This is a genomic window from Brachybacterium sp. 107 (assembly GCF_052379725.1).
Classification (GTDB): Bacteria; Actinomycetota; Actinomycetes; order Actinomycetales; family Dermabacteraceae; genus Brachybacterium.
The window spans coordinates 122,241-132,578 of record NZ_JBQSYW010000012.1; the positions used below are offsets into that span (position 1 = coordinate 122,241).

Consider the following 10,338-nt stretch of genomic DNA (forward strand, 5'->3'; position numbering starts at 1 on the left):
TCGCGCCGTGGAGGCGTTCGGGGTCAGACGGTGCGGTGCGTCGCGTGAGGGTCCTGAGCGCCTTCGGTGTCGGAGGTGCGCTCGGGGATCCACGGGTCCTCGCCGTCGTCGACCGGAACGTCGCCGTCGACCAGGCGCGATTCGAGGGACTTGGAGTAGATCGGCACGGGTTCGGAGGCGACCTCGATGCTGCCGTCGATGTCCTGCCAGGGCCCGCCGTTCACGGCGAACTGCCCGATGAAGGTGGTGGTGAGGGTGATGTCGTACCAGCCCTCGGCGCTGTACGTGCTCGAGACGACCTCGGAGGGGTACGGCTTGCCGGGGTTGTCCGTGCTGATCGTGTTCCCGTCCCCGAGATCCCATGCGTAGGAGGTCGGCGTGGCGCGGATGGCGACGGGGGTGTCGAGCAGCTCGACGTCCAGTTCCTGAGCCTTCGTGTCCGTGTACAGCACGTTGGGCATGTTGACGGGGAGCCAGCCGTCGGTCGGACCGGCATGTGCTGCGAGGGGCTTGATCGGCATATCGGCGAAGTCGCTCAGCGAGACGGTGATGACGATCGGGGCGGAAGCGTCTGCTGCGGGTACGCCGGTTCCGGTTCTGGCTCCCGCTCCTGTGGGAGGTGTGGCGGTACCGGGTGCGCGGCAGTCGTACCCCAGGAGTTCGCGGGAACCATCTGCCGAGTCGACGCGATTGATTTCGAGGGTGACCTTATCTTGACTGCCGCCTTGTGCACTGCGTGATGACGGCGTGGCGAGAACGTCCCCATTGCTGTTGATGTTGTAGTCAGTGCCGACCTGGCAGGCGTTGCGCGATGAGTTGCAGTTCGTTCCCGCTGCGCCTGTGGTGCAGGAGTAGCCGGTCTGGGTTTCTGCTGTTCTGGACTCAATGAAAAAGTCAGGGACGGGCGGTCGTGATCCACGTGACGATTTGTTGGCGCCCCTCTGTTCTTGATTTTTGCTAGGCGAGTAGGCGCCTTCGTCGGCACGACTGACACCGCTTGTCGATTTGTTGTCAGTCGCACCTGTCGGCACATCCCAGGAGTTTTCAGCATGGGTGCGGAAGGCGTCGTCGGTGATTCCGCCCGAGGTCTCATCTCCGAGCGCGGACGGGATCCCTGTTAGGGTGATAAATGCTATCAGAATCGCCGTACTTAAAAGCTTAGCGGTTGGCCCTATGGTTGGCTCATGAAAAGGCATCTTCGCCCCACTCTGCGTCCACACCCTTGGTTGTCCAATGATCCGAAGACCACGTCATTCCGCCGACTGTGATGTATTGAATTTCGTCAACCTTGAATCTACTACTAAAGGTGTCGCTAGGTCGCGTGTGCGGGCCGATGGTGAAGTAGTATCCAATTTCGTGATCAAAATTATCGGATTCATGTATTTTTGACCCAACATCGGTGATGGTGAACGGGCTCCAGTACTCACCATGCTCTACGAGGAGCGGGACGTCCTTGTTGAACTCATCGCAACTCTCGCAGTCATTCGATTGGAGCGAGTCCAGTAGTTCAGTCTCGCCCGTCTGATGCGCCCACATCGAGACCGCGATGTAGTACCGGAACGCCTGTGTCGCGCCGTCTGCAGTGTGCTTGTCCATGCCGGAGTAGTCGGCAGGGTCGGGGGCGGGGATGTCCGCTGCCGCAACCGTCTGGTCGTCATCGCCTCCGCCGTCGCTCGGCGCTGCTCCACTGCCGTCGCTGGGGGCTGCGCCGCCGCCGTCGCTCGTGCCGACCTGCTGGGGAGGCTCCGTGACGGGTCCGTCGCCTCCGGCGTCGCAGGCGGCGAACGTGAAGGTCAGGGCGGCGACAGCCGCGATGGCGAGGAGACGTCGGGGCATGGGGGGTACTTTCCGGATGGGCGTCAGGTGACCTGAACGCTATACACAACCCGCGTTCCCCGTCCGTCGATCACCGAGATTGTGGATGACCGATGGAGCGGAACGCCTCGATGGTCTCGGCCGGATCCAGGACCGCGGCAGGGTGGGGACCCTCCCTCTTCCAGGCGCTCCGCCACGTCTCGACGTCTGGAGAGGAGAGCGCTCCTCCGGCCAGGAGCACCATGTTCCCGTCGGCCGGGCGGGTCAGGAGGGACGCATGGGTCAGCGTCCAGACGCCGGAGAGTCCACGCTCCGAGGTGGCATTCTCCAACTCTCGGACCTGCTGGGCCACGAAGCGCTGGCCGGCGTCGTCGCCGATGTTCACCAGCAGCATCCCGTCGGCCTCGAGGTGGTCGAGCGCTTCGAGATAGAAGTCCTTGGTGGCCAGGTGCGCGGGGGAGGACTCCCCGGAGAACACATCGATCACGAGCGCATCGAAGCGTCGGTCGCCGAGTGCGGCGAGCTCCTCGCGCGCGTCCCCGATCATGACCGTGAGATCGGTGCCGGGAGGCAGGGGAAGAGCTGTGGTCACCAGCGTCGGCAGCTCACGCTCGATCTCGATCACCAGCTGTGGTGATCCGGGGCGAGTGGCCTGCACGTACCGGGCGAGGGTGAGGGCGCCGGCGCCCAGGTGCGCAACACGGATCGGCTGCCCCGTGGGCCAGGCCTCATCGACGACGTTCGCCATGCGGCGCAGGTATTCGTGGACGATGTGCATCGGATCCGACAGGTCGACATGGGACTGCTCCACGCCGCCGATCTGCAGCACCCAGCCGCCGTCGACCTCGTCCTTGATGATCCACGCGGGCTGATCGGAGAAGCTCAGCTGCGCGCTGCGCTGCGAGGCGGGAGTGAGTTCCGAGGCGGTCATGGCTTCATTGTGGTCGATGCCGTGCGCGGTCCCGGCCGAACGGCGTCGGGCCTGAACCCAGCGGGGACAATGGCTCGATGCAGACTCTCGACCTCGACGGCCGGACCTTCTCCCTCCATCGCGCCTGCGCCGACGACGTTCCGGCTCTCGTCGCCCTTCTGGGCGATGATGTGCTGGGTCGTGAGCGGGAGAGCTCCGACCTGGCGCCCTATGAAGAAGCCTTCTCCCGGATCGACGCCGACGAGAACCAGCTCCTGGTTGCGGTGCGTGACGAGGCCGGGAAGATCGTCGCGACCATGCAGCTCACTCTGATGCCCTCCCTCTCCCGCGGCGGTGCCACCCGGCTCCAGATCGAGGCCGTCCGCGTCGACGAGTCCACGCGGGGCGCCGGGCTCGGCAGCGCCCTGTTCGCGTGGGCGCAGAACTGGGGCCGGGAGCACGGGGCGACGCTCGCCCAGCTGACCACCGATGCGGTGCGCGTCGACGCGCACCGGTTCTACGAGCGCCTGGGATACGTCCCGAGCCACGTGGGGTTCAAACTCCCCCTGTGATGTCGGGGGCCCAGGTTCGTGCCTTGGGTCTCGAGCCTGGGGCTCAAGCCCAAGTTCCGGCACGGGCTGCGGTCAGCATCGGGCGCCCGAGTGCACGTGCACGTGGAGATGCTTGGAGTCCTGATAGGCGCCGAGATTCGTGAGCACGGCGGCGGCGCCATGCTCCTGTTCGACGTCCCGGGCGATCTGCTGGACGACGCTCAGCAGGGCGCGCAGGTCTGCCTCGTCCTCGGGGCCAGCCGTGGTCAGCGAGGCGATGTGTCGCTTGGGGACCACGACGATGTGCACGTCCCAGAAGGGACGGGTGTGGTGGAAGGCGAGCACGCTCGGGTCCTCGTGGACCACGTCCAGGGCTCCGGGGTCGGGGATCGCGACGTCGCAGTAGAAGTCGGATCCGGTGTACGTCAGTGCATCAGCCATGCCCTCAGTATCGCGGCCTGGGCACCGGTACGCGGCCTGGCCATGAGTACCCTGAGGCCACGATGACCGCGAAGGGGGCCCGATGATGCAGCACGGTGCGACGATGACGGATCTTCAGGCCGAGCGCGACGAGGTGCTCGCGGAGCTGGCCGCCCTCGAGGACCCCAGGGTCCGTGCGGTCAACGAGAGGCACGGCGACGATCACGGCGTGAACCTCACGCGGCTGCGCGCGATCGCCAAGCGACTGAAAGCCCGGCCCGATCTGGCCCGCGAGCTGTGGGGGAGCGGCGACAGCGCCGCGAAGCTGCTCGCGATCCTGCTCTCGCGGCCGAAGGAAGTCGAGCGGGACGAGCTCGACGCGATGCTCCGCGAGGTCGGCTCGCCCAAGGTGCACGATTGGCTCGTGAACTACCTCGTGCTGAAGGGACCCCATCGCGAGGCCCTGCGCGAGGCCTGGTTCGCCGACGCTGATCCCGTGGTCGCGAGCGCCGGCTGGGCGCTGACCAGCGACCGTGTCGTGAAGAATCCCGAGGGGATCGACCAGAGCGCGCTGCTGGATCTCATCGAGGCGCAGATGCAGGACGCTCCGGAGCGTCTGCAGTGGGCCATGAACACCTGCCTGGCCCAGATCGGCATCACCAACCCCGAGCTGCGCGAGCGAGCACGGGAGATCGGGGTGCGTCTGGAGGTGCTCAAGGACTACCCGACGCCACCGAACTGCACCTCACCGTTCGCGCCGATCTGGATCGACGAGATGGTCCGACGGGGCGGCGGAGGCTGAGAAGTCCGAGGTCCACGTGGTCTCCTCGAGAGCCGCCACCACAGGAGCTCGGTCGCCCTCCGCCTCGGGTGCGGGTACCTCCCGGGCATCGTCGGGATAGCAGAGCCCTTCCAGGGAGATCGACGACGGGAGGGAGACCTCTTCGTCAACGGGCACTCTGTACAGGCGATCGGCGACCAGCGCGTGGCGGCGCTTGGCGGCGTGGGCCCGGCCACCGCAGAACAGATAGGTGACGAGGAACGGCAGCGCGCAGAGGGCAGGCAGGAGAAAGACTGCGTAAGGGTCCTCGGGCCGGCGGACTGCAAAAAGGAACACCGTCAAGAAGGCGTTCATCAGAACTACGGCACCCGCGCAGAACTGCAGTCCTTCCCAGGTGGCTGCGATCCCGACGAACGGCGACTTCGCAGGGATGCCGAGCTTCCTGGTCGACTCCTCGCCCGCCGCCCATCGCAGCACGGCCCGAGCGGTGATCCGTTCCTTTCGCAGCACTGCGAGGTGGGAGGGGATGTAGAGGATGATCAGGGGAAACGGGGCCAGCAGCAGAATCTCCTCGACCGGGAGGAAGAGAAGGCCTGCCGGGAGCAGGACCGGATCGGCCTCAGGATCCCCACCGAATAATGCGACCACTGCCCATCCTGCCGCGAGGACGACGGCCGTGAGGAAGAGATAGCCGAGCCACGTGGCAACCCGGACTGACGATGTGAACCCGGGGTATCCCTGCTCGGGGAGCGCCGCGGTGCATTCCAGTCCACGCTGTCTCAGCTCCTCGCTCTTCTGCTTTCCCGGCGGGACCGGATACGAGTGCAGGAGCGATTCCGCAGCACCCTGCTGGTCGGACGCCTCGAAGTATGCGATGGCTTCGGCGCCGCCGAGCCGTGCGAAGACGAGAGCGTCCCGGACGTGGGTGCGGGACTCCGGGCGGGGAGCGTCGGGGCGGTGAAGGTGGGACACAGGAAGAGTGTATGAAGCAGGAACGCTCGACACCGCATGGGGCAGGATCTCGAGCACTCCACTCTCGGAGCGGCGCCCTGGCAGGTCCTCCCTCTAGTTCCCTCCTACGGCCGACGGTGGACCCATGGACACCAGAGCCGAGATCCGCGACTTCCTCACGAGCCGTCGTGCCCGGCTGTCGCCGGAGCAGGCCGGTGTGCCGACCTACGGCGGGGTGCGCCGCGTGGCAGGACTGCGGCGCGAGGAGGTCGCGCACCTCGCCGGCGTCAGCGTGGACTACTACAACCGTCTCGAGCGGGGCCGGGCCACCGGGATCTCCCCGGAGGTGCTCGCCGCCGTGGCCTGTGCCCTGCAGCTCGACGAGGTCGAGCACGAGCATCTGCGCAATCTGCTCCACGCCGCCCGACCCTCGCCGCTCCAGGCACCGCGCTCACGGGCCCGGCACGCGGTGAGGCCCACGGTGCAGAAGGTCCTCGATGCCCTCGACCTTCCCGCATTCGTGCAGAACAGCCGCCTGGAGATCGTCGCTGCGAACGCCCTCGGCCAGGCTCTCTACGCCGACGCGGAGGGCGATCACCGGCTGGAGCTGCCCTTCAGCATGCCGAGCTTCGTGTTCCTGGATCCCCGCAGCCCGGCCTTCTACGGCGACTGGTCGCGCGTGGCCCGCAACCAGGTCGCCCTGCTGCGCACGAGCGCCGGCAGGACGCCGGATGACCCAGAACTGCTCGCCCTCATCGGGAAGCTGTCCACCCAGTCCCCGCACTTCCGCGAGCTCTGGGCCACCCATGACGTGCTGAAGTACCGGAAGGGACCCAAGAAGTACCACCACCCCGTCGTCGGTGATATCGAGTTCATCGGGGAGTCCTTCGATCTCTCCGAGCACGAGGACCTCGCGCTGCTGACCTACACCTACGAGACGAACTCGCCCACTGAGCAGGCCATGACCTTGCTGGCGAGCTGGGTCGGCTCCGCCGTTCTTCCGTCGTCATGACGTGACGGAGGATGGCTGCTCAGATGCGGGCGGCGACCTCGACGAGCAGGGCCCTGTGGTCGCTGCCGGTGACCGTCTCGTACCCAGCGACGCCGCCGAGCACCGCGTCGGTCGCCAGCGCATGATCGATGCGCGCGAAGGGCGGGATCCATGAGTCCGTCGGCCAGGTCGGATGCCATCCCGGTCCGTCGCCCTCCTGCCTCGCCGCGAGGTCGCGCAGGCCTCCGCCAGCAGTCAGCTCTCGCATCGTGCGGTGCTGGTCGATCGCGTTGAAGTCGCCGACCAGCAGCAGATTCTCCTCGAGATACGGCTCGGCGAGGCGGCCGACGGCGGCGGCATCGTCGGTCCAGACGTCGGCCCCCAGCTGCGGGGGCGCGGAGTGGATCACCCCGAGGTGCCAGTCCGTGCCGTCGACCGTGGTGGTGGCGATCAGGTTCTCGAAAGCGGTGCCCTCGGTGCGCGCCGCGACCTCGACCGGAGTGCGGGACAGGAGCATCGATCCGCTCGCATCGGTGTCGGCGCTGCCCACCCGATGCGGGAACTGCTCCAGGATGCCCGCGCCCGCGAGCTGCTCCTCGAATCCCGGTGTGTACTCCTGCAGCGCGAGCACGTCGACGTCAGGGATGATCAGCTGCGCGACCTCGTCGAGGTCGGCACGGCCGTACTGGAGGTTCAGCGAGAGGACCGTGAGGGTGCCGCCGACCGCGACCGGATAGGCCTCCCTCTCGCCCTGTGGGAGCAGCGGCACGACGAAGACGGCCATCGCCGCCACCAGGACAGCAGCCCCGAGCAGCCGCCACCGGGCCCTCAGCACGAGGATCAGGCCGACGCAGCCGACCAGCACCGGGATCCACAGCAGCGGGATGAACGTCGCCGCGGCGATCACGAAGTGATGCCAGCTGTGCAGCTCGGTGACTTGGCGCAGCACCAGGAGCACCGCCGATGCGAGCACTCCCGTGACCAGCAGACCCCAACCCAGGATCGATACCCCCATACGAATCATGCGGGGAGTCTATGAGACGGGCGGGCTGCCCGGATGCTCGCCGAAGGTGCGTGGATCCACGGGACGCTTCGCTCGCGGCAGCCCCTCGACGACGAGCAGATACGACTCGGTCACCAGCTCTCGGATCAGGTCGGCGTCGAGCGCGCCGCCCGGCTCGAGCGTGATCCAATGCCGTTTGTTCATGTGATAGCCCGGCGTGATGTCCCGGTGGGCCTGACGCAGCGCCTCAGAATCCCGAGGGTCAGCCTTCAGAACCACGATCTGCTCGCCGCGCACCTCGGTGAACAGCAGGAACATCTTGCCGATCACTTTGAAGACGTCGTACTCCGGACCGAAGGGGCGGGTCGCCTCCGCTGCCGGGAGCTCCTCGGCGCGCTGGCGGGCGATCTCCTGCAGGGCGTCACCGTCCATGGTGCTGCGCCTCCTTCGTGGTCTCGGCGGGCGACACATCGTGGCCGAGGGTCTGACGGTCAGTGGATCGGACGGGCAGGTCGTCCCAGACGAACGTGGTCGTCTGCCCAGTCTCCCAATCGCGACGCAGGATGCTGTACGCGGTCGAGGCGAGCGGTGCGCCTCCGTTCACCGGCCAGCCCTCCCGGTAGTGCGCTTCCTTGAGCCAGCCGCAGCGGACGAAGGTCTTGCGCATGGCGATGTTGTCCTCGCGGGTCTGATCCTCGAAGCGGTTCACGCTCGGCATGGTGCTGACCACGTGGGCGGTCGCCGCGCTGAGGACGGGGACTCCGAGACCGCGGCCGCGGAACGGGCCGCCGAGACGGAGGTCGAACAGCGGCGTGCCCTCGCTCAGGTCCTCGAAGCGGAGAAAACCGATGCGCCCGAGCTCGCGGTGATCGATCCAGAACGAGTCGTTGTCCTCGTCCCGGTAGGCGCCCTTGCCGATCGCGCCTTCCACGTCTGCGGCACTGGGGTGCACGCCCACGTGGAACGGGAAGTCGTTCCGAGTCATGAAGTCGATGAGGGCGGCACGGTCCTGACCAGCGGGATCCAGGCGTGTGAAGGAGATGGTCATAGGGCGGAGCCTACTGATACCGACTCACCAGGTGGAGGCTGCTTCTCGATCCGGGCGGCCTCTGGAATGATCGCTCCATGGCTTCCACAGTGGTCTCCGTCCACGTCAGTGCCGCTCACACCTTCAGCAAGGATCGAGCTCCGTCGATCGAGCTGGACGAGGGGATCGGCGTGCGCGGAGATGCGCACGCCGGCACCACCGTGAAGCACCGCAGCAGAGTCGCCCGTGACCCGGATCAGCCCAACCTGCGACAGGTCCATCTGATCCACCGGGAGCTGTTCGAGGAGCTTGCGGCCGACGGGCATGTCGTCGAGCCCGGCCAGCTGGGGGAGAACATCACGACCGCGGGCATCGACCTCCTCACCCTCCCGGTGGGGGCACGCCTGCACATCGGCGACGCGGTCATCGTCGTCACCGGGCTGCGGAACCCGTGCCAGCAGATCAATGACTTCCAACCGGGGTTGCTGAAGAGGGTGCTCCGCAAGGACGACACCGGTGAGGTCCAGAGGCTCACCGGCGTCATGGGCATCGTGGCCCGCAGCGGCACGGTGCGCCCGTCGGATCCGATCACGGTCGAGCTGCCGCCGGAGCCCCATCACCCGCTCGCCAAGGTCTAACTCCTGCGGCGATAGATCCGGTACTCGATGCCGACGGGAACGTCGATCTCTCGTTCCAGCGAGCCGAAATGGTCCTTCGCCCATGCCGTGATGCGCTCGGCAGCCCGGGCACGTCCTTCCCGGCTGGCCGTGGATCGGTACGGATTCAGCAGCATCCGATCGATCACCTGCCCGAGAGCACGCCCGTGGACACCGTCGATCCGGCGAATCGCCGCGAGATCCAAACCGCTCAGCGCGAATGCGTGATCTGCATCCTCCGGACTGTTCAATCCTCTGGCCTGCCCCCGAGTGACCGCCTCCATGCCGCCTATCTCCTCGTCGACCCGCGCCGAGATCTCCCCGAGCTCAGGTCCCGGCTGATGGGCGCCGCCCAGAGCAAGCAGCACGGCACCCCCGGGGCGGACCACTCGCGAAACCTCACCGATCGCTCGACGCCACTCGTCCACGACATGCAGCACGTGAGCGACATGAGCTCCGTCGAACGAGGCATCAGCGAAGGGCAAAGCCGTCATGTCGGCCTGCACGACCCGATGTGCTGGCAGGCCCCGGCCGCGAGCTGCAGCCAGCATGCGCTCGTCGACATCTGCCAGCACGACGTCCAGCCCCGCAGCGTCGAGGGCAGAGGCGTAGATCCCCGTCCCGCCGCCGGCATCCAACACAGTTCCGTCGAACTCCTCGGCATACAGCGCCCGGAGGGATGCCCATCCGGCCTTCCCGATATCGCGCTGGTCATCGTGCGCCGCGATCTCCGCATGCGTGATGGAGCAATCCTCGGCTGCCTGTCCACCCATCTCGATCTCCTTAGGGAGTCATCGCCCACGACGGTTCGCAGACGCTCCGGTGCGGCATCGCGCCCGAGCGCCCATGCGTCGTTCCGCGGGCGGTGTCTTTGCCAGAGTAGAGGCTCGTGCTCCCAGAGGGTTGACTGAAGCGCCCTGGGTTCCGTTCCGTGGTTAGACGGTCGCGGGCGCGGTCGTCGTGGGGCGAGTGGAGGCCGCTTCGACTTCGGCCGGGGTGCGGTAGTCGAGGGCCTCGTGGAGGCGCTTCGTGTTCCACCAGTTGACCCAGTCCAGGGTCGCAATTTCTACCGCGGTCACGGTTGGCCAGGTGCGGTGACGGTGGATGAGTTCGGCCTTGTAGAGGCCGTTAACGGTCTCGGCCAGGGCGTTGTCGTAGCTATCACCGACGGTGCCGACTGATGCTTTGACTCCGGCGGTGATCAGCGCGTCCGAGTAGGCCAACGAGACGTAT

The 10,338-nt window shown here is 66.9% G+C and carries 14 protein-coding genes; 4 read left to right on the forward strand and 10 right to left on the reverse strand.

The genetic code is table 11. The features are described 5' to 3' along the window. Positions 1 to 23: 23 nt before the first annotated feature. From ACT3UL_RS13620 to ACT3UL_RS13630, 3 genes are all read right to left on the reverse strand, one after another. A complete protein-coding gene (locus ACT3UL_RS13620; RefSeq protein WP_444578787.1) occupies positions 24 to 521 on the reverse strand; it encodes a PKD domain-containing protein in 498 nt (165 codons plus the stop codon). Positions 522 to 1,182: 661 nt separating this feature from the next. Beyond that, positions 1,183 to 1,836, reverse strand: coding sequence for a DUF6318 family protein (locus tag ACT3UL_RS13625; RefSeq protein WP_444578788.1), 654 nt, complete (start codon positions 1,834 to 1,836; stop codon positions 1,183 to 1,185). Between the two features lie 70 nt (positions 1,837 to 1,906). Next, a complete protein-coding gene (locus ACT3UL_RS13630) occupies positions 1,907 to 2,746 on the reverse strand; it encodes a spermidine synthase (RefSeq protein WP_444578789.1) in 840 nt (279 codons plus the stop codon). A 77-nt stretch (positions 2,747 to 2,823) separates the two neighbouring features. Between ACT3UL_RS13630 and ACT3UL_RS13635 the strand changes: the two genes are divergently transcribed. After that, a complete protein-coding gene (locus tag ACT3UL_RS13635; protein ID WP_444578790.1) occupies positions 2,824 to 3,297 on the forward strand; it encodes a GNAT family N-acetyltransferase in 474 nt (157 codons plus the stop codon). A gap of 72 nt (positions 3,298 to 3,369) precedes the next feature. On the opposite strand, the gene ACT3UL_RS13640 is transcribed toward ACT3UL_RS13635, so the two are convergent. Next, entirely contained in the window at positions 3,370 to 3,717 is a 348-nt protein-coding gene (locus ACT3UL_RS13640; RefSeq protein ID WP_444578791.1) for an HIT domain-containing protein, read from the reverse strand. Between the two features lie 82 nt (positions 3,718 to 3,799). Here ACT3UL_RS13640 and ACT3UL_RS13645 point away from each other — a divergent pair, with 82 nt between their 5' ends. Further along, positions 3,800 to 4,498 (forward strand): DNA alkylation repair protein, encoded by a 699-nt coding sequence (locus ACT3UL_RS13645; RefSeq protein ID WP_444578792.1) that lies wholly within the window; start codon positions 3,800 to 3,802, stop codon positions 4,496 to 4,498. Here ACT3UL_RS13645 and ACT3UL_RS13650 read toward each other — a convergent pair. Next, positions 4,442 to 5,449 (reverse strand): hypothetical protein, encoded by a 1,008-nt coding sequence (locus tag ACT3UL_RS13650; RefSeq protein WP_444578793.1) that lies wholly within the window; start codon positions 5,447 to 5,449, stop codon positions 4,442 to 4,444. The two genes, ACT3UL_RS13645 and ACT3UL_RS13650, sit on opposite strands and share 57 nt — an antisense overlap. A gap of 124 nt (positions 5,450 to 5,573) precedes the next feature. Between ACT3UL_RS13650 and ACT3UL_RS13655 the strand changes: the two genes are divergently transcribed. Further along, positions 5,574 to 6,440 carry a helix-turn-helix transcriptional regulator gene (locus ACT3UL_RS13655; RefSeq protein ID WP_444578794.1) on the forward strand — a complete coding sequence of 289 codons (867 nt, stop codon included), beginning with the start codon at positions 5,574 to 5,576 and terminating at the stop codon, positions 6,438 to 6,440. 19 nt (positions 6,441 to 6,459) lie between these two features. On the opposite strand, the gene ACT3UL_RS13660 is transcribed toward ACT3UL_RS13655, so the two are convergent. The 3 genes from ACT3UL_RS13660 to ACT3UL_RS13670 are packed head-to-tail and all read right to left on the reverse strand — an operon-like array spanning position 6,460 to position 8,470. Continuing rightward, positions 6,460 to 7,443, reverse strand: a complete 984-nt coding sequence (locus ACT3UL_RS13660) for an endonuclease/exonuclease/phosphatase family protein (RefSeq protein WP_444578795.1) — start codon at positions 7,441 to 7,443, stop codon at positions 6,460 to 6,462. A gap of 9 nt (positions 7,444 to 7,452) precedes the next feature. Further along, the gene (locus ACT3UL_RS13665) at positions 7,453 to 7,854 is read right to left on the reverse strand and encodes an MmcQ/YjbR family DNA-binding protein (RefSeq protein WP_444578796.1); all 402 of its coding nucleotides are present in this window, start codon (positions 7,852 to 7,854) and stop codon (positions 7,453 to 7,455) included. Next, positions 7,844 to 8,470: a GNAT family N-acetyltransferase gene (locus ACT3UL_RS13670; RefSeq protein ID WP_444578797.1), complete on the reverse strand. Its 627-nt coding sequence runs from the start codon at positions 8,468 to 8,470 to the stop codon at positions 7,844 to 7,846. Before ACT3UL_RS13670 ends, ACT3UL_RS13665 begins: the two co-directional genes overlap by 11 nt. Positions 8,471 to 8,547: 77 nt before the next feature. Here ACT3UL_RS13670 and ACT3UL_RS13675 point away from each other — a divergent pair, with 77 nt between their 5' ends. Beyond that, complete coding sequence (locus tag ACT3UL_RS13675; protein WP_444578798.1) at positions 8,548 to 9,087, forward strand: MOSC domain-containing protein; 540 nt, start codon at positions 8,548 to 8,550, stop codon at positions 9,085 to 9,087. Here the strand turns inward: ACT3UL_RS13675 and ACT3UL_RS13680 are convergent. Together ACT3UL_RS13680 and ACT3UL_RS13685 are read right to left on the reverse strand one after the other, a co-directional pair. Beyond that, positions 9,084 to 9,878 (reverse strand): class I SAM-dependent methyltransferase, encoded by a 795-nt coding sequence (locus ACT3UL_RS13680; protein WP_444578799.1) that lies wholly within the window; start codon positions 9,876 to 9,878, stop codon positions 9,084 to 9,086. The genes ACT3UL_RS13675 and ACT3UL_RS13680 overlap by 4 nt on opposite strands. A gap of 162 nt (positions 9,879 to 10,040) precedes the next feature. Continuing rightward, positions 10,041 to 10,338 (reverse strand): integrase core domain-containing protein (locus tag ACT3UL_RS13685; protein ID WP_444578800.1); only part of this gene is annotated, 298 nt, incomplete at its 5' end.